The following is a 23,995-nucleotide window of genomic DNA, read 5'->3' on the forward strand; positions in this document are numbered from 1 at the left end:
TTGAAGTATGGAACAACAAATCTATAAAGGGAAACTGGTACAGTTTCATTGGTTAAAAATAGCGAAAAAGGAAGAACTTACCAAAAATACTTTTTCTCTGGAGTTTGAAATTCCAGGGAATCTGCAGGAGAATTTCAAGTTTGAAGCCGGACAGTTTGTGAGTGTGAAATTTCAGGCCCATGGAAAAGAGGTTATTAACGATTATTCAATGACTTCGGCTCCTTATGAGAAAAAAATATGCTTGGGGATAAAGGTTGGTTCTCCTGAAGGTGCAACTGCTGAGTTATTTAACAATTACAATGTTGGTGATGAATTATTGGTGAGTGAGCCGAGCGGAAGGTTTACGCTCGTTTCAAAGCCGAGCGAATTCAGGACAATCGTTGCATTTGCCGGTGGAATCGGAATTACTCCTATTTTGAGCCATTTCAAGAACATTCTTCATAATGAACCCAGAACAAGATTGTTTCTGTTTTTCGGAAACAAAAGATCAGAGGAACTGATTTATAGGGAGCTATTGGATAATCTTGCCAGGACATGTGGCAATAGGCTTCAGATTTTTTATTTCTTTTCACAGGAGAAAACGGCTGATCAGTTTTTTTACGGAAGACTGGATGAAAAGAAATTGAATTTAATAATCAATCAGATTCTCCACCTTGATGATACGGATGAAGAATCCACCATTTGGGATGCGGTAGATGAAGTGCTGATCTGTGGAAAAGGAGAGATGATCAAGACATTGGCAAATGCATGTTATCATCATGGAATTCCAAAAAAAAATATTCATTTTGAGCTTTTTGAAGAATATAATAATGATATTTATCCTATCGAAAAAGAATTTCCATTGATTGAAAATGTAGAGGTGGATTTCAAAATGCTGGGAAAAGAATATCATACTGAACTCCCTGATAACACGGAAAAAATATTGCAGCAATTGCTGGTTCAGAAATTTCCGGTACCTTATTCTTGCAAATCCGGGATTTGTGGGAGCTGTGAATGTATTCTGGAAGAAGGGGAAGTGGAATTGCTGGAAAATGAATATTTAACAGAAAAAGAGGAAAAACAGGGACATATCTTAGCCTGCATGTCAATTGCCAAAACTAAGAAAATAAAGCTTAACTTTGATCTCATTTGAGAATCGTAAAAAACATATTTAACCTTTTATTTTTATCAATGGAAATCGGAATTCTGTTGATATGCCTGTCCAATGCCTGGGTTTTTGCCCTTACGAACGGTAGAACGTATACCAAAATATCCAAAATACCACCCCGGGAAATCGCTCTTGTATTAGGTACTTCGCCCAAAATGAGATCGGGCTTATCCAATCCGTATTTTACAAAAAGAATGGATGCAGCGGCTTTGTTGTATCATCATGGAAAAATAAAACAAATCATTGTCAGTGGGGAAAAGAGCAAAGGATATAACGAACCCGCTGCCATGAAAAAATATCTGATCTACCAGGAAGGAGTTCCTGAAGATATTATTGTAGAGGACCCCAAAGGTTTTAATACCTACAAAAGTATATTGCGCTGTAAGGATGTTTATAAAAAAGATGATATCATTATTGTTTCCCAGGGGTTTCATAATCTGAGGGCATTGTTTTTTGCCAGAAACAATGATATGAATGCATTGGGGTTTGATGCCCAGGATGTAAGCAAAGCTGAAAGCTACTACAGAAATCAATCGCGGGAAATTCTTGCCAGAGTGATTGCTGTCGTTTATTTCATACTGGGAATATCCCCGGATTAGAAAGGATATCCGAAAGCAATATTCAAAGTAGGTTTGAAGGGCTGGAAATATTTAAATCTCCATTTTTCACCATCCGGTTTATTTGGGTCATAAATTTTATACGCCAGATCCAATCTTAACGTAATATAAGCAACGTTTACTCTTAATCCGAATCCGCTACCGATACCCACTTGCCTTAAGAACCTATTGAATTTAAACTCATCGCCAAATCCATCATTATAATTGCGAAGACTCCAGGTGTTCCCAATGTCTGTAAAAATTGCCCCTTCATACATTTCATTAAAAGGAACCCTGTATTCTATATTGGTCGTAAGCTTCACATTGTCCGTCATGTAGGTACGAACTCTTTCATCAACCTGAGAATCGGCAGGACCAAGACCTCCAAAGGCCACCCAGGCTCTTATATCATTGGAACCCCCGTTAAAGTAAGAACGGATAACAGGCATGGAAGAAGAATTTCCATAAGGAATCCCAACTCCTATGAACTGGCGAAGCACTAATGTTTGGTTACTGTTGAATCTGAAATATTTTCTTACATCAATATCAAATTTAACAAACTGGGCATACGGTATGCCGAAGATTGTTCTTTGCGGGTTTGTGATGACACCTCCTTCATCTCTTTTTTGATTGAAAACGCTTAAAATGTTACCCGCCAATTCAACTTTTCCGTTAAAATAAAAGGCATTAGGGTAATCCTTTTTTCCAATTTCATTATATACAAAATTATAGATCATGGATGAAATGATCACATCCTGTGTCTGTCTGTCTTTGTTGATCAGTGTTCCTAAAAATGCTGTCAGACGATCGGTTCCCTGCTGATCAAGGTTACTGCGATATACTGCATCTGAAACAATTTGTTGGGAAACCTGGTCAATAGTCGTTTGTCCGGCACTGAATGCCTGTCCGGCTGCAGGATTATAGGCAAAATAATCAGTGAAAATTTCACTTCTTACCTGCTCATCATTGACAAAGTAATCATAATAGGCATCCTTATTCTTGGTTAAACTCAACTGCGTATTGAAAAGAGTAAGCCGGTGGGATACTTTATCATTTACCGTAGCCATATAATTCAGTCCGGTATTGAAATTCACCCTTCCCAGGCCGATATTATTTTGGATGGAAGCTCCTAAAACAATAGATGAAGTAGGGCTATATCGTTTAGGTAATAATTTATAATAATCGAACGGTAACAGAAGTCTTGGGAAATTAAGGGCAGCCTGTGCTGAAATTTCATACGCCAACACTCTTTTGTCTATATTTTTTGTACTTCTGATGGATCCGAAAGTTCCCGAAAGGCTGGTTGAAAGGTTCTCTGCTCCGTTAAAAACATTCCGGGTAGTTAAATCCACTGATGGAGAAACTCCCAAATTCAGTAATTGAGAATAGTTAATATCCGTTCCTACCTTAAGTTCATATTTAGGAAGCGGTTTCAAGATATACATTACATCAATAATACTGTCGTTAGGCGCAGTATCGCCACCTCTCCGCAATGAATCTTTCGCTTTCAGGATGCTGAAATTATTCATGGATAGGAGGTTTCTTTTGGTGAGATCCAGCTTTTTCTGATCGTATACTTGTTTATGTCCTACGGTAATGGCCCTCCACAATGCTCTGGTCTTATACTGCTCATTCACTTTGTGAAATCTTATCCCCCGTAAGCTGTCTTTAAAAGTATTTTTAGAATAGTCGCCCATTTCATCAACAACAGCAACGTCTATATTGCCTATTGTTGCAATTTTATAGGGACTGTCTGCAGAATCTTTGTGAATTTCCAACGTAAGCGGAACCTGCTTTCTGCTTTTCAGTGAATCAGCAACGAAATAAATTTCTTCATTGGTACTGTTGAATTTGTAATACCCTCTTTCCCTCATCATCTCATTGATTCTTGTCACTTCTTTTTCCAGAACGGTCTGATCCAGAATCTGCCCGGATTTTATAAGACTGCTATGAAGCTTTTGCTTGTAGAGATCTTTAATATTGGCATCCGGAATATTATAATAATAATCCTTGATATAAGTGGGATCATTGTGAGTAATATAATAAGTTACAGCCGCTTTTTTTGCAGCCGAATCCAATTCATGTTTAAACTTTACCTGTCCGTCCCAATATCCTCTGTAGGTAAGCCTTTTATCAATAGATTCCGCTCCTTTTTCCGTTCTTGTCTGATCCAGAATTACAGGTGGTGATCCCCAACTATGAAATAATCTGTCCCAGAACAGGTTTTTCCCGATGCTGCTTTTCATATTGTACTTCAGGAAAAGAGAATCTCTTAATTTCTGATCTCTCATTTCACTGGGATAGGTCATGTATTCATTAAGGATGGTGTCGTATTTTGGATTGGCCATATTGTAGAACCACAGGCCTACCGGCATGAAAAGTAGCTGTTTCTTGTTGGGTTTTTGCTGAACATAACTTTTCAGCTCATCATCAAAAAACTGTTTTTTATCTTCAAACTCGAAATTGTTTTTGGTAAGCAGATATTCCCCGTCCGGAACCTTTTTCGTAGTGCTACAAGCATAAAGGAGACCAACAAATGTTGCAAATGAGATAATTTTATAATATTTTTGAGGAGAATTCTTATAATGCTTACAGCTCATACAATAAAAGTTTTACAGTCTTTGGATAAAAAGAAGTTCAGGCAAAAATACAATTTGTTTTTGGTTGAAGGTAATAAAATCATTTGTGAACTCTTTGAATCTAACTTTAAAATTAAAGAAATATTTTCTACTGATCCACAAAAATTAGACCGTACAGATGTACCGGTTACACATGTCTCTGAAAATGAGTTGAAAAAAGTAAGCTTTCTAAAGACTCCGAAAGATTCCATAGCGGTTTGTCATCTCAATTCTGAGCAAAAAATGGAAGATCAGAATGTTCAGCTGGTATTGGACGGAATTCAGGACCCGGGGAATTTAGGAACAATTATTCGTTTGGCAGACTGGTTCGGAATCGAACAAATTATCTGTAGTAATGATACGGTAGATTTTTATAATCCAAAAGTGATACAGGCCAGTATGGGATCTTTTACGAGGGTGAATATGGTGTACTGTGATCTTGTGGAATATCTTTCGGAAACTGAAAACATCAATATTGGAACTGATATGGAAGGGGAGAACATCTACACTTTCCAAAGACCCGAAAAAATCAACCTGATTTTAGGAAATGAAGGCAACGGAATGCGCCCGGAAACGGAAAAACTGCTTCAGAAAAATATCAGTATTCCCCGATTTGGAAAATCACAATCTACGGAGAGTCTGAATGTTTCTATGGCAGCAGGAATTATTTTAGGGCAGTTGTTTTCTCAAAAATAAAAATTAGAGGTTAGAAGTTAGATTTGATGATAAAGGTGAAGATTTATCAAGCAATTACTAAAGATTGAATGTTCTGTAATTTACTTTTCCTAACTTCTAACGACTAACTTTGGTTTTATATCAGTTGTTCCATACTGGAAACACTTTTGTTCTTCTGGTAATTTTCCAATTTTTTTCTAACAAATTTCAGGGCAACGGGAGCAAGGTAAATCATGGCCAGACCCAACAATTTTTTCTTCCAGTTCGGGCTGCTCATGCTTTTCTTGGCATAATTTCCCACTAACGCTGTGATCCCAAGTTTGATGACGGCATCCATCGCATTTCCTTTGAAAGCAGAATTGGCAATACCCATTGCGGTATTTTTGCTGATAAGCATATCTTTTACTTCGGAAGTAATCTGTTTGGCAATGACATCCTTTCTGAGTACAATTTTCTCATCACCGTCTTCATCTACTTTTTCCTGCAGATACTGATCCGTTAAACCATTGGTGAAGGCACTTAAGCTTTCCTTGGTGTTTTTGAAGGTAAGAAGGTTTTCCAAATCATCGATCTCAGTCTTCAATAATTTTTTCTTTCTCCTTAATTCCTCTAAGCTCTCATAATTTCTGCCCATAGTTTAATGATTTAAAAATTTAATAACCTGATCTGCCACAGAGTTTACAATGGTTTTCTTAAAAGCGATAATAAAAAACATTACAAAAAGGTAAAATGCCGCAACAATTAAAAAACCGTAAGAAGTATTATCTAATGCTTTACCTATAAGAAATGCTATTCCAAAATTGAAAAGAATGATAAAAAAAGCAAAAGCTACTAATAATACTACAAGGTAAGTAATGATCCCTGCGGAAAGTGAAGATTTTTCTGTCGCTTCAATTTTCAGCAGGTCTATTCTCTTCGTTGCATATTCTTTAATAGTCTCTATCATTATTTTTATTTTAAAGTTACAAAAAAAGGAACTTTAATGCACAAAGTTCCTTTTAATAATTTCAAATTATTGAATCTTACTTTTTTAGATCATTTAATTCTGCTTCTACGTCTTTTACAACATCCGTAGTTTTAGAAACAATCTGATCTTTATATTTGTCATAGCCATCTTTCACTGTATGAGCTACATTGCTGGCTGTTTCTTTAAAGGTAGAAGAAATGTTGCTGTATTGATCTTTTACTTTTTCAGAAACTTCCCCATACTTGTTTTTAGCCTGATCTTTAAGATCGTTTGCTTTATTTTTTATCTTTTTTCTAGTTTCTTTACCTTCTTCAGGAGCATAAAGCATTCCTAATACCACACCTGCTGCAGCACCTGCAAGAAGTCCTGCCAATATACCTGCTGTATTGTTTTTTTTAGACATTTTTCGTTTTTTTAATAGTTAATAAAGATTAGTTTTTTATAGTAATAATGATTACAATTTATATACCAAAGGAAATTTTGTCTTATTAAAATTTGTTAAAACTTTTTAAGTAGGACAGGATGCTTTCAATTGTTTCTTTCTTGGTAAGAAAGGTATTATCTATAACGATGGCGTCATCAGCTTGCTTTAATGGTGCGATTTCTCTTTCACTGTCTATTTTGTCTCTTTCAATCAGGTTTTCTTTTACCTGTTGCTCTGCCGCTTCTATTCCAAGGCTTAAAAGTTCATGGTACCTTCTTTTGGTTCTTTCATCAATGCTCGCCGTCAGAAAGAATTTGAAGTCCGCATTTGGCAGAACTACTGTCCCAATGTCACGCCCATCCATAATAATGCCGCCTTTTTCTGCCAAGGTGCGTTGATATTGAAGTAAAAAATCCCGCACTTCTTTTTGTTTGGCGACTAAACTTACATTATCGGAAACTTCATTGGAACGGATTTCCTTGGAAATATCCTTGTGGTCAAGATGAAGAATCAATTCACCATCCTGGTTTTTAAACTCAAGTTCAATGTGCTGTAATGAGGAAAAAAGCTGTTCCAAATCTATTGATCCGTTTCCATCCATACAGTTCTGAAGGGCATACCAGGTGATTCCCCTGTAAAGTGCACCCGTGTCCAGATGGATAAGCCCAAGCTTTTCAGCAATGACCTTTGAGATTGAACTTTTTCCGGTAGACGAGTACCCATCGATAGCTATTACAGGTTTTTTCATACCGCAAATTTCAAGAAATTTTCTTAAAAATCAAGAAACCTTAAGAGATTTTCTTAAGGTTTCTTGTTTATTTTAGTGTAAAGGCTTCAGTTTATTTAATATCCTGCGTGGCTGGTAAGGTCTACGGAAACACCTATTTGATTTACATTGGAAGAATTATGATATCTTACATGAGCATAATCGATACGGAACCTTGAAAGCTTGATTCCAAACCCCGCAGATAGTCCTGAAAAGTTTCTCTGATCCACTACAGCGAGTTCATTTCCTCTTTTTACATTATATCCCAATCTGATATTGAAGTTCTTTTCCGGGAATAGTTCTGCCCCTAAAGAGAAGTGATCTGCAATTTTTCTTCCTACATTTACTTCCTGGCCGTTTACATTGTACTCGGAAGAAATATCAAGTTGCTGAAGATCATGTGCGGTAATGGTAATGGCAAGGGGAAAAGCTTTTAATATCTTGGTATATCCGAGATCTACCCTAAATGGAAGCTTTTCTCTTTCTCCGTTGAACGATTTGAATTGGTATCCGAAATTCCTGAAGACTACGGCAACCACTTCTTTACTTTTTTTGTTGTGGTAAGTAACTCCAGCATTTCCTGCTATGGCAGAAGATGTATAATTATCAATTTTAGAAGTGATAAAATTTAAGCTTCCCCCAATGGTCCAGTCTTCTTCAAACTGGTAAGCATAACCGGCACCGATGGCAACATCAGAAGCGCTGAAATTACCGTTTTCAAAACCACTGTCGTCTGTTCTGGGAATATCACCGTAGTTCATATACCTTGCATTGACAGTAGCCATATGACCGTTATCAAAATCTTTGGCAAAGGCGATGGTTCCATACTTGGAATCGGCAAGATAAGCCGCACCATTCACAGAAAGCTGTTTGTCAGAATCCTTATTCAACAAGGCCGGATTGGCAATCGCAAAAGAAACATCATAATCTCTTATGGTAATTGCATCACCTCCTAAAGCAGCCTGTCTGGCAGATACAGGAATGTTTAAAAAAGGATAGACATGGGTTCCCGTTTGTGCATGAGAAACCAATCCTGACAGAAATAATGAAAAAATGATAATTTTCTTCAATTCAATTTATAATTAATGCAAAAATAATCCTTTTTCGTACTTTTCAAAATATTTCTAAGATTATTTACACTTAAATATTTTTCTTTTTTCAATATTTTTAATGATTATATTTGCAAAGTCAAATTTTAGGGAATTTCCCGACTAAAAAATTTTATTAAAATTAAAGATGAAATATAAAAGAATCCTTTTGAAACTGAGTGGTGAGGCCTTAATGGGGAACAGACAATATGGTATTGACAATGAAAGGCTGCAAGAATATGCTGCAGAAATCAAAAAAGTAGTGGATAAAGGCTGTGAAGTAGCCATCGTAATTGGAGGAGGAAATATTTTCCGTGGAGTAGCAGGTGCTGCAAAAGGGATGGACAGAGTTCAGGGAGATTATATGGGAATGTTAGCCACGGTCATCAACGGGATGGCTTTACAGGGAGCCCTGGAAGATGCAGGAATTAAAACAAGGCTGCAATCTGCTATTGAAATGGACAAAGTGGCTGAACCTTTTATTAAAAGACGTGCGGTAAGACACCTTGAAAAAGGCAGAGTGGTTATTTTCGGTGCCGGAACAGGAAATCCATATTTTACCACAGATACAGCTGCCACATTGAGAGCAATTGAAATAGGAGCCGATGTAATTTTAAAGGGAACAAGAGTAGACGGAATCTACGATAGCGACCCTGAAAAGAATGCAGATGCTGTAAAATATAATTCATTATCTTTCGATGAAGTTTTTGAAAAGAACCTTAAAGTAATGGATATGACTGCATTTACTTTAAGCCACGAGAATAAATTACCGATTATTGTTTTTGATATGAACAAAGAAGGCAATTTAGTGAAAATTGTAGAGGGAGAAAATGTTGGTACTTTAGTTGATTTGTAAAGAGGAGTCTGGTGGTAGGGCTTAGGATTCAGAATGAAATTATTCATTGCCCCATTACTTATTACTCATCATTATCAATGATCATTTTATAAATAATGTGTAACCTTTCAAATTTTAATTATATAATGGAAGAATTAGATCTTATATTAGAATCGGTAAATCAGGACATGGATGCAGCTATCAAACATTTGGATCATGCGTTTCAAAAGATCAGGGCAGGACGTGCTTCTACGGCAATGGTTCAGGATGTAATGGTGGAATATTACGGAGCTCCAACTCCTATCAACCAGGTTGCTAACGTTTCCGTACCGGACGCCATGACGATTTCTATTCAACCTTGGGATAAAACAGCGATTAACGCTATTGAAAAAGCTATTATCAATTCTAATTTAGGTTTTGCACCTTCTAACAACGGGGAAAACATTATCCTTAATGTTCCGCCTTTAACAGAAGAGAGAAGAAGAGATTTGGCTAAACAGGCTAAAGCTGAAACGGAACAGACGAAAATTGTCGTAAGAAATGCAAGACAAGACGGTTTAAAAGAACTTAAAAAGCTGGAAGGTGTTTCTGAAGATGTTATCAAAGGGGTAGAAGACGAAATTCAAACGCTTACCGATAAATATGTAAAACTTTGTGATGAACATCTTAAAGTGAAAGAAGCTGAAATTATGAAAGTATAATTTTCAGTTTTAAAATATAAAAAGAGGCTTCATTTGAAGCCTCTTTTGTTTATAAGCATTGAATTTCTCCTCGCTTTTCACTATTCCTTATCAGCAATTCATAAGCTTTCAGTAATTCTTCTGCAGAACAATTTATCTCTTTACTGGCAATTTTTTGAGGATCCGGATTGTGGGGAGTATTTGATCTTTTTGTATATTTTTTTTCAAGACATTTTATCGCTTTACCATGTTGCAGATAAATCCTCTGTTCACTAATATTATCTTTTATAATAGGTTTTTCCGGAGTTCCTCCATCAAAGTTCCATGATGTGTCTTCTCTAAAAATAAAAAAAGGCTCGTTATTTTCGATATAATAGTTTTCTATGGAAGAAAAATGGCTGTATTCTGCATATGAATGTTGTATCACCTTTATTCCCTCCTGATCTGAATAAAAAACCACTTTTCCCGACCTTTCATTATTACAGCTGTATTCAAATTTTACGGAGTCCAGCTTTTTAGTGGTAAGAAGATTGTTGAGAACGGCGTATTTTTTTCTTATACTTTCTATGGGGGAAAGGCTCTTTGGTGAATCTATTGTAATTGTATCTGTTATAATACTATCCGTATGCCGGAAGTTCTTATCCTTAATGGAGCCGGATTCTTTCTTACATGAAAAAAACGATAGTAAGCCGGCTATTATAAAAAGAGTTCTCATGATCAGCGATTATAATCAGAATATTACAAAAAATATGCAGTTTTTAGAATAATGCCGGAAATAAAAAAGATCCGGAATTTCCGGATCTTTTATTTTATTGATATCTCTTATGTTCTTTATTTTTAGAAAATCTTTTAATGATTGGTTTAAATAATGCTTTATATTTTTCCGCATCAAACAGTTGTGAATCCGTAAGTGCTTTATAAGTCATCCAGACCCCGAAAGGTAAAAGAATCATATTAGGCAGCCACGCGGCAAGATATGGATTCATTTTCCCGCCCCATGCAATATTCTCGATCGCAAGGTTCATCACATAAAAGATGATGAAAATAACAATGGCTATGATTACGGGTACTCCCATTCCTCCTTTTCTAATGATAGATCCTAAGCTGGCCCCGATCAGGAAGAAAATAATACAGGTAACAGAGTAGGAGACAATTCTCTGCTGGTAAATAACGACTTTACTGAAGTATTTTACATTGGGTTTGATGTCATTGGATTTTCCTTCCAGTGTTACTTTTAAATTATCCAGCCTGTTATAGGCATTATAAATGATTTCCAGCTTTTTATCTGTTTTTACGGTATCCAGCTTGATTTGAGATTTCACGGGAGCTTTGGATTTGTTCTTATCCATATAGCTGACCATGGAATTGGTCTGATTAAGCGCATCATTGCTTATATTGGCAAAGAATTTATCATTCTCCTTTTTATTCTTGAGAATGGTTTCATTAAGTTCATTATAGGATTGAAAACGATAGTCATCTGTAATCTGTTCCTTTTCAATAGCCTTATTGATAATCTCACTAATGTCGAAATGAGAAACAAGAGTGTCAAATTTAATGGCCTGATCCGGTTGCTTGTATCTTGCATTTTCCCCTTTTCCTGCTAAATTATCTTCAAATACATATCCGTTATATAAAACCAGTTTGAGGAAGTTTTTATTCGCAGCAGGTACAAATTTCCCTTTTTCGGCGACAATGGACTGCTGGTTTTCAAATGTGCTGGCTTTTTTGTGGACAAATACCCCGTCAATATTTTCTCCGTTTTCCCCGTAGATCTTATCAAATTTTACCATGTATCCGGGAATCTGATCAATAAACTGTCCGGGTGTGAAGTTAAGGGCCGGTTTCGTCTGGGCAATATTGAAAAGCATATTTTTAGCTTTTCTCTGAAAATCAGGAATGATATTATTGGAGAAGAAAAACAGCATTACCGCCAACATTACAGATACTCCTAAAAGCGGTGTCATCACTCTTGTTAATGAAATACCTGCTGCTTTCATGGCTGCAAGCTCATACCTTTCTCCAAATTCACCGAAAGACATAATACTGGCCAGAAGAATGGTAAGCGGCATTACCATACTGATAACGCTTACTCCCAGATAAAAAAGAAGCTTAAGGATCTGCCAGTAGCTTAACCCTTTCCCCATAAACTGACCCAGCTGCACCCAGATGATATTCACGATGAATATGAAAAACAATACACTGAATATAAAGAAAAAAGGGCCAAAGAAGGTTTTTATGATATATCGGTCTAGTATTTTTAACATGCGCCAAAATTAATCAAAAAGCCACAAAGTTTACTTGTGGCTTTTTATATTTTTTTATTATCAGGTGAAATTGCAAATTGTCCATCGTAAAATTGGTCCAAAAAACAATTTACAGTTCTGTTATGATATAATTTTTATATTTATTCTTGTCAAAAACGAACATGTTCGGATCCAGGTCCTGGTTTTCCTTATATTCCTTAATGGCAATTACCGCTACATCCTGGTTGGTGCCGTGCTGCTCCAGCTTTACCATTTGTTTTTTAGCTGAATCTACAAACAGGTAGACATATTTCAAACCATTTGCTTTTACAGGAGTCAGCTTAATAAAGTCTGTATTTACGCCATTTACAGTTTTCTTCCCGTTATAAGTTACATTATAATCCTTTCTGTAGCTCGTAAGATAATTGATAGGAGAAAACATGCTGCCACCGTTAGGCTTGGCAATCGTTACTTCCATATCTTCCGCATTGATATTATAGATCTTATTGCCATCGAAAACCTGTTCTGTATCCATGATTTTCAACTTGTACTTATCTCCGGCAGCATAGTAAATTCCGGGCTCGGTTTTAGTCACCTGCCCTTTGATTCCGCTTCCGAAAGAAAATTTAAAATAGGTGTTGTTTTTAGAATTGTAGTTGGCCGTAATATCATCAAGGATTTTTTTAGCCTTTGCATCTATTTTCTGTGCATTGGCAAACCCAACCGCTCCTATAACCAAACTTCCTAATATGGCTTTTGAAATAATATTTTTCATTTTTTCTAATTAATACTTTAATCTTTAGACATTTTCTGATCTCAAAAGTTAAACGTCATGACGTTTTTCCCTTTATTTACGCAAATCTTCCAAAAACTGTTCCAAAGAATGAAGATCACTGATTAAAACCTCTCTTGCTTTTGCCCCGTTGAATCCGCCTACAATACCACTGGCTTCCAGCTGATCCATAATTCTTCCGGCTCTGTTATACCCTAATTTCAATTGTCTCTGAAGCATTGAGGTAGAACCCTGCTGTGTGGAAACAATGATTCTTGCCGCTTCTTCAAATAAAGCATCCTTTTCGTTCGGGTCAAAAGCACCTACCGTACTTGTGGAATCTTCAGAAACATATTCAGGCAACATAAATGCAGAAGCATATCCTTTCTGTTCTCCGATATATTCAGCGATTCTTTCCACCTCAGGAGTATCTACGAATGCGCATTGAAGCCTTAAAATTTCGTTTCCGTTGAAATACAGCATATCTCCCTTACCAATCAGCTGATCTGCTCCCGGAGAATCAAGAATTGTTCTTGAATCTACACTGGAAATTACTCTGAATGCAGCCCTTGCCGGGAAATTGGCCTTGATCATCCCTGTAATTACGTTAACGGATGGTCTTTGTGTAGCAACAATCAGGTGGATTCCAACGGCTCTTGCCAGCTGGGCCAATCTTGCAATAGGTAATTCAACCTCTTTTCCGGCTGTCATGATCAAATCAGCAAACTCGTCTACTACTAAAACGATATAGGGCAAATAACGGTGTCCGTTTTCAGGATTAAGTTTTCTTTCACTGAATTTCTTATTGTATTCTTTCAGGTTTTTACAGAAAGCATTCTTCAAAAGGTCATATCTTGTATCCATCTCGATACAAAGAGAATTCAGAGTATTGATTACTTTATTGGTATCCGTAATGATGGCTTCATCCGTATCCGGAAGTTTAGCCAGGTAATGTCTTTCAATTTTAGAGTATAATGAAAGTTCCACTTTTTTAGGATCAACCATTACAAACTTCAATTCGCTCGGGTGTTTTTTATAGAGTAGGGAGGTAAGAATAGCATTAATCCCTACTGATTTACCCTGTCCTGTTGCTCCTGCCATCAACAAGTGAGGCATTTTAGCCAAATCTGCCATGAAAATTTCATTAGAAATGGTTTTTCCGAATACCACCGGCAAATCCATATCCGTATTCTGGAATTTCTGTGAAGCGATAACGGAGCGCATAGAAACCATGGTAGGATTTTTTCTTGGAACTTCTATTCCTATTGTTCCTTTTCCGGGCATTGGTGCAATAATTCTGATTCCTAATGCAGAAAGATTTAATGCAATGTCATCCTGTAATTTTTTGATAGCCGCAACTCTGATTCCCGCTTCCGGAACAATTTCGTATAAAGTAACGGTAGGACCTATGGTGGCTTTAATTTCAGCAATTCCTACATTGAAATTCTTTAAAAGTCCGACAATCTTATTTTTGTTTTCCTCCAGCTCTTCCTTGTTGATAGAAATTTCCTCGCTTCCGTAATCTTTTAACAGATCTACTGTCGGCATCTGGAAGTTTGCCAGATCTAATTTGTGATTGTATAGCCCGTGCTTTTCAACAAGTTCCTGAGATTTTCTGTCAGAATCATCCAAAATATCCACTACAGGTGCTACTTCTACATTGAATTTGATATCTTCTTTCGGAGCTGTTGCTGTTTTAGTATTAAAATCAAAAGCTTCTTCCAGGGTTGCTGCCGGAGTAACAGGTTTTGTCGTAAGGTTTAGATTGACAGATGATGAGAAGTCCTTTTCCTCTTCATCAAATGAAGTCTGATTCGGGGTAGTAATAGGTGCTAAATTAGTGGAAACCGGAACTTCAGGAAAACCTTTCGGAACACTTACAGGATCCTGAATGGTTGCGCTTTCTGTTACATCCGTAACCGAAACATTATTCACCGGAGTATCTTTACTTTCTTCTTCCAATTCATTATCCGCTTCAAAATTCTCATCAGAATTGGGCATCATGGATTTTACTCTTCCTATGGTGTTTTCATTAATTTCTTCCAGCTTGGCTTTTATTGAACTTGGACGAAGATTGAATTCTAAGATGAAATATAAAATAATACTTGCTGCCAACACCAGCCAAAGACCTACGGTCCCGATAATGGCATTAAGAGAATCCATGATCTGATATCCATAGACGCCTCCTAAAACACCTTGCCCTTTGGTAATGGCTCCCATGAAAATAGGAATCCAGCAAATGAAAAATAAAGAATGTCCAACGGTTTTCCATGGCTTAAATATCTTCTTCTTCAAAATCAGTGTTCCAAAGACCAGAAACAGGAAAGCAATGATAAAAGAGGCAACCCCTATACTTTCGAATATGAAAATATTTCCGAGCCAGTCTCCGACTTTCCCAAAAACATTTGAGGATTTTATACTTTTATCCAGCATTGTTCCCGCCTGGCTCTGGTCTGCCTTCCAATTCATTAAATAGGAAATGAATGACAAAGTAAGCACTACAGAAAAAAGTATAAAGGTAAGCCCGAAAAATATACGTGGCTTAGATAAAATTCTGCCTTTTTCAGGCGATTCCGTTTGTTTGGTTTGTGTCTTTTTATCCATAATATCAATGAGGGCAAATTTAATGTTTTTTCAATAGTAAAAGAATCTTTTTCGTGAAAATTATAATCCTTGGTTATGCTCATTTTTGAGGGTTTCGATGAATGATTTTCTATAAATCTGTCCTTATTAAGAATGAATCAAAATAAGTGTAAGCAGGCTCTAAAATGATAAATAACAGTTTTTTTTGTCGACCTTTTAATTAATCATCCTTATTTTTGCATGTCAAGTAAAAAAATCATGAAGAAGCTCCAGGATATTCTTATCTCAACCAGAACAATGGCAGTGTTGTTGCTCATTTTTGCATTCGCAATGGCTTATGCAACATTCTTAGAAAATGATTATGGAACCCCTACCGCAAAAGCATTAATTTACGAAGCAAAATGGTTCGAACTGATCATGTTTCTGCTCATCTTAAACTTCATCGGAAATATCGGAAGATACAGACTTTGGAAAAGAGAAAAATGGCCGGTTTTGGTGTTCCACCTTGCTTTTGTCCTTATTTTCATTGGCGGAGCCATTACAAGATACATCAGCTTCGAGGGAACCATGCATATCAGAGAAGGAGAAACATCCAATGAGATCGTAACAGATAAAAACTTCTTTAAAATTCAGATCGAAGAAAAAGGGGATGTTTTGAATTATGAGGATATTCCTTATCTCATGTCTCCATTACATAAAGATTTCAAAGCAACTTATGATTTCCACGGAAAGCAGATTAAAGTTTTTGCAAAAGAATATGTTCAGAGAAAAAAGGACAGTTTAATTGCTGAACCAAACGGAGCAGAATACCTTCATTTGGTATCTACCGGACAAACCGGAAGACAGAATATTTACATCAAACCGGGAGAAACCAAATCTATCAATGGTACGCTGGTAACTTTTAACAGAGCTATTGAAGGGGCTGTTGAGTTTAAGAGCGAAGGTGGAAAGTTGTTCATTAAAACCCCGGTTGACGCTACTTATATGACAATGGCCACGCAGGCTACAGGCAACACGAAAAAAGATGAATTTCAGCCTCTGGCATTGAGAAGCTTATACAGCATCAACGAACTTAAATTAGTCGTTCCTGAAGGTCTTAGAAAAGGAAGGTTACTGGCTTTTGAAGGTGACAGAAAAAAAGATGCTAATGTTCCTGATATGTTAACGGTGGAAATTCAGGGACCTAAAACAAAGCAATTGGTTGACCTTTCCGTTGAAAAGGGAAATCCGAATGCTTACAAGCAGGTGACTATGGACGGATTGAACATTATGGTTGGTTTCGGACCGAAAGTTTACAACACCCCTTTTGCTTTGAAGCTGGATGACTTCGTTATGGAAACTTATCCCGGAAGCTCTTCACCAAGTGCCTATGAAAGCCACGTGAAAATTATTGACGAAGGAAAACAAACTCCTTATAAAATCTATATGAATCACGTCCTTAATCACGGAGGATACCGTTTTTTCCAGGCTAGTTTTGATCCTGACAGAATGGGAACGGTATTGTCAGTCAATCATGACTATTGGGGGACTTTAATTTCATATATAGGATATACATTTTTATTCCTGGGAATGTTCCTGATCTTTTTCTGGAAAGGATCTCACTTCTGGAAACTGAATAAAATGCTGACGGATGTTAACAAGAAAAGAGCGGTAACAGTCATTTTATTAATGCTGAGTTTAGGGTTGAACGCTCAAAAAATTGAAACACACGGAACGACTGACGGAAGCAGGGAACATATTCATGTAGAAGGAGACGGGCACAATCATGCACCTGCTCCTGAAGCGGCTCAACCACAGCAAAAGCCACAACAGAACTCATTAGCGGCTCCTTTAGGAAAAATGAGAATGATTTCTGCTGATGAGATTATTGCCAGAAATAAAATCAGTAAAGAGCATGCGGATAAATTCGGATATCTTTTAGTTCAGAATTTCGAAGGAAGAATTGTTCCTATTAATACAGAGGCATTAGATATTTTAAGAAAACTATACAAGAAAGACGAATTTAAAGGAACCGACGGGAAATCCCTTACGGCTAACCAATGGTTCCTTTCCATTAATACCGATACGCCAAGTTGGACGATGGTTCCTATCATTAAAGTGGGAACTAAAGGCGGCGATGAATTAAAAAACAAAACAAAGGCTAATGATGAAGGATACACTTCATTAATGAATCTTTTCCCGGCAGATGCGAATGGAAATCTTACTTATATTCTGGAACACGATTATAATATCGCTTTCCGTAAAAAACCGGCGGAACAGACGAATTATGATAAGGAAGTTATTTCCGTGAACGAGAGGGTTCAGATTTTCAATGAATTTTTCAGCGGGCAGTTTATGAGAATTGTTCCGGTGAAGAATGATGCGAATCATACTTGGCACTCATGGCTGGATCAGAAATTCGAGCCGGATATGGAATCTCAGCAGGTCATGGGACCTTACTTCGCCGAAGTTTTAGCAGCACAGCAGTCCGGGAACTGGAGTAAGGCCGATACGGAATTGTCAAAGCTTTCAGATTATCAACAGAAATGGGGAAAAGCTGTAGTTCCTGCCAAATCCAAGGTGGATCTGGAAGTATTCATGAATAAAGTAAACATCAATTTCAAATTATTGATTTTCTATACTTTAATCGGGGGATTATTGCTTATCTTAGGATTTGTTGAATTATTCAAACCTAATAAAATTTTAAATAAGGTTATTAAGGGAATCATTGCGTTAGGTTTACTGGGCTACCTGTTACATTTCCTGGGACTGGTTGCAAGATGGTATATTTCCGGGCATGCGCCTTGGAGTAACGGATATGAAGCCATTATCTTCATTTCATGGGTGGGGATTACTGCAGGATTATTGTTATACAGAAATTCAAATGCCCTGATTCCGGCAGCCGGGTTTATGGTAGCGGTAATTATGATGGGGTTTGCACACGGAGGCTCAGCGCTTGATCCTCAGATTACGCCTCTTGTACCTGTTTTAAAGTCTTACTGGTTAATTGTTCACGTGGCTATTATTACGTCGAGTTACGGTTTCTTTGCCCTTTCTATGATTATTGCTGTAATTTCCCTGGTATTCTATATTATTTCAAATAAGAGTACATATAAATTACATCACGATACGACGTTAAAAGAATTAGCCATTGTTTCTGAAATGTCATTAACAATTGGTCTTTTTGCTCTTACCGTAGGGAACTTTTTAGGAGGAATATGGGCCAATGAATCCTGGGGAAGATACTGGAGCTGGGATCCTAAGGAAACCTGGGCATTCATTTCCATTATGGTATATGCTTTTGTATTGCACATGAGATTGGTTCCCGGATTAAGAAGCAGATGGGCTTTCCATGTAGCGGCAATGTTCGCATTCTGCTCAATGGTAATGACGTATTTTGGAGTTAATTATTACTTAAGCGGGCTTCACTCTTATGCTGCGGGAGATCCTGTTCCGGTGCCGGCCTGGGTGTATATAGGGGTATCAACGATGATTCTTTTATCTGCAGTATCTTACTTTAAATTTAAAGTACTGACCAAAAAATAAATGATTTAAAATATAATATAAATCCCGGAAGTAATTCCGGGATTTTTTTATTCAAATTTTAAGATTGACATCAGACCAAATACTTTGTCATCTTCGTATCGCAAGACCCCGGATCCGGACCCTCAAAAAAAACATCATTTATAACTCATAATTCAAAACTTATATATATCTTTATGATATCAAAATAATATCAAAATTAAAATCATGGAAAAAATTTTAAAACCCATGTCGGGTTACTTAACATTGGTTATTTGCCTAGTGCTGTTGATCGCTTCTGTTTACTTATTTATTAAGGGTGTGGATGAGAATATTACTTATGTTATCATAGCATTATTATGTTTTATCCTTTCATGCTTTTTCCTGAAAGGCTTAATGATCATTCAGCCCAACCATTCGAGAGTTTTGAATTTCTTTGGAAAATATGTAGGAACAGTAAAAGATAACGGATTGTTTTTCATTAATCCTTTATACTCATCTCAGAAAATAAGTCTTCGTTCTGAAAACTTACAGGGGCAAACTTTGAAGGTAAATGATAAAATGGGGAACCCGATCGAAATTGCCGTTGTGATTGTGTGGAAAGTAGGAGATACTTATAAAGCGGCTTTTGATGTGGAGCGTTATTCAGACTTTGTAAAAATGCAGAGTGAAGCTGCGGTACGTCATTTAGCCATGAGCTTTCCGTATGATAATTTGGAAGATGATCATGCACCTATTACTTTGAGGGAAGGGGGTGACAAGATCAATTCTATTTTGGAACAGGAACTTACTGACCGGCTTTCCAAGGCGGGTATTACAATCCAGGAAGCGAGAATCTCACATTTAGCTTATGCTTCAGAAATTGCCGGAGCTATGCTTCAGAGACAACAGGCAACCGCTATTGTTGCCGCCAGAACCAAGATCGTAGAAGGAGCTGTAGGGATGGTAGATTTGGCATTGAAAAAGCTATCGGAGGAAAACATTGTTGAACTTGATGATGAAAGAAAAGCTGCTATGGTAAGCAATTTAATGGTAGTTCTTTGTGGTGAAAAAGCCGCACAACCTATCTTAAACGCCGGGACATTATATAACTAATTGATTATTAGGATCAAGACTAAAGAATATACTAAGTAAACTTAATATTCTTGTATTTAAAAAATAGAAAGAAAAATGAAACCCCAAAAAGCTCAAAACTCTTCCGAAAGCACTCAGAAAGGTAAAAAGTCTTTTGTGATCAGGATAGATGAGTCTACTTATAAGCTCCTGGAAAAATGGGCCAACGATGAATTCAGAAGCGTAAACGGACAGATTGAGTATTTGCTTCATCAAAGTCTGATCAGTTCGGGACGAAAGAAGAAAGAATAATTAAGACCGGGTAACAACAAAAATCATTCAATTTAACCGATAAACAAAAGAAAAGCAGAGAAATTTCTCTGCTTTTTTATTTCATGCAACTCTGAAGCGTGTCCGCCCCAAAGTAGAATATTACAAGCCATATTAAACCTTTAATGGTAAAAAAAGCAAATCCTGCCCATCCCACACGTTTAAACCATTTTTTGAACTTTGAATTATTTTCCTGCGGATTTTCCATTGATATTAAGAGTATTACTTTACAAAGATAAACATGTTTAGAATTATTCCAAATAACAAAGCTGTTAAAAAAAATAAAATTTTGCGTTTCGTATAATATTTTTATCTTTAGAGGAAACGAAAAGTATCATTGTATGTCTAAAAAAGTCAAAGATTTCGGGATAGAAAAAACTCTCAAAAATCTAGGTATTAAAGAAGAAAATAAAGGAACATCAGTAGGCGGAAAATATTTTGCATCAGGAAAAACAATAGAAAGTTTTTCTCCGGTTGATGGCAAATTAATTGCTAAAATAAAGACTTCAGGTGAGAGCGATTATGACAAAGTAATTGAATCTGCTCAAAAAGCATTTCAAGAATTCAGAATGATCCCTGCCCCTAAAAGAGGAGAAATTGTAAGACAATTAGGACAAAAACTAAGAGAATATAAGGACGACCTTGGAAAACTCGTTTCTTATGAGATGGGTAAATCTCTACAGGAAGGGCTGGGAGAAGTACAGGAAATGATTGATATCTGCGATTTTGCAGTTGGGGTTTCAAGGCAGCTTCACGGCTACACCATGCACTCTGAAAGACCCGGACACAGAATGTATGAGCAATACCATCCGCTGGGAATTGTTGGAATTATCACGGCTTTTAATTTTCCGGTTGCGGTTTGGTCCTGGAACACTGCTTTGGCGTGGATCTGTGGAAATGTCACCATTTGGAAACCTTCTGAAAAAACACCGCTTTGTGCACTTGCATGCCAGAATATTATGTCAGAAGTTCTGAAGGAAAATAATCTTCCCGAAGGAATTTCAAGTGTATTGGTGGCAGATCACGAGATCGGTCAGAAACTGGTGGATGACAAACGTGTTTCTTTGATTTCTTTTACAGGTTCTACAAGGGTAGGAAGAATGGTTTCTTCCAGAGTAGCCGAAAGATTCGGAAAATCAATCCTTGAATTGGGCGGAAATAATGCCATTATTATCTCAAAAGAGGCAGACCTTGATATGGCAATTATCGGAGCCGTTTTCGGAGCCGTAGGAACAGCAGGACAGAGATGTACCTCTACGAGAAGACTGATCATTCATGAAAGCGTTTATGATGATATGAAGAAAAGACTGGTAAAAGCTTATGGTCAGCTTAAAATAGGAAATCCGTTAGATGAAACTAATCACGTAGGACCGTTAATTGACACAGATGCGGTAAACCAATACGAAGAATCCATCAAAAAGTGTAAAAAAGAAGGTGGTAAATTCATTGTAGAAGGTGAAGTTTTAAAAGGAAAAGGATATGAATCCGGCTGCTACGTAAAGCCGTGTATCGCTGAAGTGAAGAACTCTTATGAGATTGTTCAGCACGAAACGTTTGCACCGATTCTGTATTTAATCAAATATAAAACATTAGAAGAAGCTATTGCTATTCAGAATGATGTTCCTCAAGGCTTATCTTCGTCTATCATGACCCAGAATCTTAGAGAAGCAGAATTATTCCTTTCCCATTCCGGATCTGATTGCGGAATTGCTAACGTGAATATTGGAACCTCCGGTGCTGAAATTGGCGGTGCTTTCGGTGGTGAAAAAGAAACCGGAGGTGGAAGAGAATCAGGATCAGACGTATGGAAATACTACATGAGAAGACAGACCAATACCATCAATTATACCACACAGCTTCCTTTAGCACAAGGAATTAAATTCGATTTATAAAAGTTAAAATTAAATAATGAAAAGACTGGACATCATGTGCCCCTAACACACGTTCCAAGTCTTCCTCCCTAATCACAAAAGTATGGACCAAACAATTGAAGTAAAAGTAAACAGAGTAAAAGAAACAGTAGGTAAGCATGTTCTGGCAGATGGATTTGATCTGGTGATGGATCTCGAAAGATCTCATGGGTCATGGTTATACGACAAACTTTCAGATAGAGAATATCTGGATATGTTTTCTATGTTTGCTTCGGCATCTATAGGATACAATCATCCTTATCTTGTTGAAAAATCAGCCTGGCTGGGAAAAATGGCCGTAAACAAGCCCACGTTGGCAGACGTTTATTCTGAGGAATATGCTCATTTTTTAGAAGTTTTCGAAAGAGTAGTGCTTCCTGAAGAACTACAATATGCCTTCTTTATCGAAGGTGGAACTTTAGGTGTTGAAAATGCTATGAAGGCATGTTTCGACTGGAAAACACGCAAAAATTTTGAGAAAGGTCTTCAAACCGAAGCCGGAATTTGTATCCATTTCAGGCAGGCATTCCACGGTAGAAGTGGATATACGTTAAGTCTGACCAATACCTCTGACCCAAGAAAATATCAGTATTTCCCGATGTTTGACTGGCCAAGAATCCTTAATCCAAAATTAACTTTTCCTATTACAGAAGAAAATTTAGAGGAAACAATCAAAAATGAAAGACTGGCACTCCTGCATATTGAAGAAGCGATTCTTTCCAACCCGGATAAAGTAGCCTGTGTAATCATTGAGCCTATTCAGGCAGAAGGCGGAGACAATCACTTCAGAGATGAATTCTTTGTAGAATTAAGAAAGCTTTGTGATGAAAATGAAGTGTTGCTGATCTTCGATGAAGTACAGACTGGTATCGGAATTACTGGCAAAATGTGGGCTTTCCAGCATTTTACTGCTAAACCGGATATTATTTCTTTCGGTAAAAAAGCGCAGGTTTGTGGAGTATTGGCCAATAAAGAAAAATTTGATGAAATTCCGAACAATGTTTTCAGAGAAAGTTCAAGAATCAATTCTACTTTCGGTGGAAATTTTATAGATATGCTGCGCTTCCAATTAGTAATGGAGGTGATCGAAAAAGAAAACCTTGTAGAAAACGCAAGAGTCGTTGGGGAATACCTGCTAGAAGGATTGCAAGCCCTGGCTCAGAAATATCCGGACAAAATTTCAAATGCCAGAGGAAGAGGACTGATGTGCGCCATCGATCTACCGACTCATGAACAAAGAAACGTTTTAAGAGACGAACTTTTCAATGATGGACTGATCATTTTGGCATGCGGTGATCAATCCCTTCGTTTCAGGCCACATTTAAATGTTTCCAAGGAAGAAATTCAATTGGCATTGGATAAAATTGAAAATAATATTAACAAAATTTAAAACCAAAGATTTGTAATTCTGAAAAAAAGATTGTACATTTAAATACTCAAATGGAATAAAATATGGAAAGAAGTACGAGAGTATCAGTTTTTGAAAGTGACAATTCTTCAGAAATTCAGTTAATAAAATCTAAATTAGATGACGCGCAAATCGCCAATGCTGTAGAAAATAATTATTTGACTTTTACCACCACACCAACAGCAACTTCACTTAAGGTTATGGTGGATCTGGAAGATGAAAAGAAAGCATTCGAAATTATAGATGCATTTCTTCAGCAAAGCGAAAATCAATAAAAACAATTTCATAATTTTAAATTTTACTACTTCGAACCGAAAATTAATCTTAATTAGTTTTCGGTTTTTTCTTTCGCTCTTTAGTGAAACTCAATTATAAATTTTACTAAACTTGAGCGTAATG

General features: G+C 36.9%; 21 protein-coding genes. 11 read left to right on the forward strand and 10 right to left on the reverse strand.

Annotated elements, in window-relative coordinates; genetic code table 11:
- The first annotated feature begins 7 nt into the window (after window positions 1-7).
- Both BCF58_RS10920 and BCF58_RS10925 read left to right on the forward strand, forming a co-directional pair.
- Window positions 8-1,132, forward strand: coding sequence for a flavin reductase family protein (locus BCF58_RS10920; protein ID WP_121461808.1), 1,125 nt, complete (start codon window positions 8-10; stop codon window positions 1,130-1,132).
- Window positions 1,129-1,746: a SanA/YdcF family protein gene (locus tag BCF58_RS10925; protein ID WP_121461809.1), complete on the forward strand. Its 618-nt coding sequence runs from the start codon at window positions 1,129-1,131 to the stop codon at window positions 1,744-1,746. The genes BCF58_RS10920 and BCF58_RS10925 overlap by 4 nt, the downstream gene beginning before the upstream one ends.
- Here BCF58_RS10925 and tamL read toward each other — a convergent pair.
- A complete protein-coding gene (gene tamL, locus BCF58_RS10930; RefSeq protein ID WP_121461810.1) occupies window positions 1,743-4,343 on the reverse strand; it encodes a translocation and assembly module lipoprotein TamL in 2,601 nt (866 codons plus the stop codon). The two genes, BCF58_RS10925 and tamL, sit on opposite strands and share 4 nt — an antisense overlap.
- Here tamL and BCF58_RS10935 point away from each other — a divergent pair.
- Complete coding sequence (locus BCF58_RS10935; RefSeq protein ID WP_121461811.1) at window positions 4,329-5,057, forward strand: TrmH family RNA methyltransferase; 729 nt, start codon at window positions 4,329-4,331, stop codon at window positions 5,055-5,057. The genes tamL and BCF58_RS10935 overlap by 15 nt on opposite strands.
- 115 nt (window positions 5,058-5,172) lie before the next feature.
- On the opposite strand, the gene BCF58_RS10940 is transcribed toward BCF58_RS10935, so the two are convergent.
- The 5 genes from BCF58_RS10940 to porQ form a co-directional block, all read right to left on the reverse strand.
- Window positions 5,173-5,670, reverse strand: coding sequence for a phosphoribosyl-ATP pyrophosphatase (locus tag BCF58_RS10940; protein ID WP_121461812.1), 498 nt, complete (start codon window positions 5,668-5,670; stop codon window positions 5,173-5,175).
- Between the two features lie 3 nt (window positions 5,671-5,673).
- A complete protein-coding gene (locus BCF58_RS10945; RefSeq protein WP_121461813.1) occupies window positions 5,674-5,982 on the reverse strand; it encodes a phage holin family protein in 309 nt (102 codons plus the stop codon).
- A 76-nt stretch (window positions 5,983-6,058) separates the two neighbouring features.
- Window positions 6,059-6,406, reverse strand: coding sequence for a YtxH domain-containing protein (locus BCF58_RS10950; protein ID WP_121461814.1), 348 nt, complete (start codon window positions 6,404-6,406; stop codon window positions 6,059-6,061).
- Window positions 6,407-6,491: 85 nt separating this feature from the next.
- Window positions 6,492-7,175, reverse strand: a complete 684-nt coding sequence (cmk, locus tag BCF58_RS10955) for a (d)CMP kinase (RefSeq protein ID WP_121461815.1) — start codon at window positions 7,173-7,175, stop codon at window positions 6,492-6,494.
- Window positions 7,176-7,270: 95 nt separating this feature from the next.
- Window positions 7,271-8,263 carry a type IX secretion system protein PorQ gene (gene porQ / locus BCF58_RS10960; protein WP_121461816.1) on the reverse strand — a complete coding sequence of 331 codons (993 nt, stop codon included), beginning with the start codon at window positions 8,261-8,263 and terminating at the stop codon, window positions 7,271-7,273.
- Window positions 8,264-8,429: 166 nt separating this feature from the next.
- On the opposite strand from porQ, the gene pyrH reads away from it, so the two are divergent.
- Together pyrH and frr are read left to right on the forward strand one after the other, a co-directional pair.
- A complete protein-coding gene (gene pyrH, locus BCF58_RS10965) occupies window positions 8,430-9,137 on the forward strand; it encodes a UMP kinase (protein ID WP_121461817.1) in 708 nt (235 codons plus the stop codon).
- Between the two features lie 125 nt (window positions 9,138-9,262).
- Window positions 9,263-9,817: a ribosome recycling factor gene (frr, locus tag BCF58_RS10970; RefSeq protein WP_121461818.1), complete on the forward strand. Its 555-nt coding sequence runs from the start codon at window positions 9,263-9,265 to the stop codon at window positions 9,815-9,817.
- A gap of 49 nt (window positions 9,818-9,866) precedes the next feature.
- Here the strand turns inward: frr and BCF58_RS10975 are convergent, their stop codons facing one another.
- The 4 genes from BCF58_RS10975 to BCF58_RS10990 form a co-directional block, all read right to left on the reverse strand.
- Complete coding sequence (locus BCF58_RS10975; protein ID WP_121461819.1) at window positions 9,867-10,511, reverse strand: hypothetical protein; 645 nt, start codon at window positions 10,509-10,511, stop codon at window positions 9,867-9,869.
- 94 nt (window positions 10,512-10,605) lie between these two features.
- Window positions 10,606-12,060 carry an LptF/LptG family permease gene (locus BCF58_RS10980; RefSeq protein ID WP_121461820.1) on the reverse strand — a complete coding sequence of 485 codons (1,455 nt, stop codon included), beginning with the start codon at window positions 12,058-12,060 and terminating at the stop codon, window positions 10,606-10,608.
- A gap of 109 nt (window positions 12,061-12,169) precedes the next feature.
- The gene (locus tag BCF58_RS10985) at window positions 12,170-12,814 is read right to left on the reverse strand and encodes a LolA family protein (protein ID WP_121461821.1); all 645 of its coding nucleotides are present in this window, start codon (window positions 12,812-12,814) and stop codon (window positions 12,170-12,172) included.
- A gap of 72 nt (window positions 12,815-12,886) precedes the next feature.
- On the reverse strand, window positions 12,887-15,415 hold the full coding sequence (locus tag BCF58_RS10990; RefSeq protein WP_121461822.1) for an FtsK/SpoIIIE family DNA translocase: 2,529 nt from the start codon (window positions 15,413-15,415) through the stop codon (window positions 12,887-12,889).
- A 237-nt stretch (window positions 15,416-15,652) separates the two neighbouring features.
- Here BCF58_RS10990 and ccsA point away from each other — a divergent pair, with 237 nt between their 5' ends.
- The 6 genes from ccsA (at window position 15,653) to BCF58_RS11025 (ending at window position 23,871) form a co-directional block, all read left to right on the forward strand.
- Window positions 15,653-18,919, forward strand: coding sequence for a cytochrome c biogenesis protein CcsA (ccsA, locus tag BCF58_RS10995; protein WP_121461823.1), 3,267 nt, complete (start codon window positions 15,653-15,655; stop codon window positions 18,917-18,919).
- Between the two features lie 204 nt (window positions 18,920-19,123).
- Window positions 19,124-19,990, forward strand: coding sequence for an SPFH domain-containing protein (locus BCF58_RS11000; protein WP_121461824.1), 867 nt, complete (start codon window positions 19,124-19,126; stop codon window positions 19,988-19,990).
- Window positions 19,991-20,065: 75 nt separating this feature from the next.
- Complete coding sequence (locus BCF58_RS11005) at window positions 20,066-20,260, forward strand: Arc family DNA binding domain-containing protein (protein WP_121461825.1); 195 nt, start codon at window positions 20,066-20,068, stop codon at window positions 20,258-20,260.
- 359 nt (window positions 20,261-20,619) lie between these two features.
- Window positions 20,620-22,170: an L-piperidine-6-carboxylate dehydrogenase gene (gene amaB / locus BCF58_RS11015; RefSeq protein ID WP_121461827.1), complete on the forward strand. Its 1,551-nt coding sequence runs from the start codon at window positions 20,620-20,622 to the stop codon at window positions 22,168-22,170.
- A gap of 82 nt (window positions 22,171-22,252) precedes the next feature.
- A complete protein-coding gene (lat, locus tag BCF58_RS11020; protein ID WP_121461828.1) occupies window positions 22,253-23,578 on the forward strand; it encodes an L-lysine 6-transaminase in 1,326 nt (441 codons plus the stop codon).
- 62 nt (window positions 23,579-23,640) lie between these two features.
- Window positions 23,641-23,871 carry a DUF2007 domain-containing protein gene (locus tag BCF58_RS11025; RefSeq protein ID WP_121461829.1) on the forward strand — a complete coding sequence of 77 codons (231 nt, stop codon included), beginning with the start codon at window positions 23,641-23,643 and terminating at the stop codon, window positions 23,869-23,871.
- Window positions 23,872-23,995: the final 124 nt, after the last annotated feature.

This window comes from Chryseobacterium defluvii (genome assembly GCF_003634775.1).
Taxonomy (GTDB): domain Bacteria; phylum Bacteroidota; class Bacteroidia; order Flavobacteriales; family Weeksellaceae; genus Chryseobacterium; species Chryseobacterium defluvii.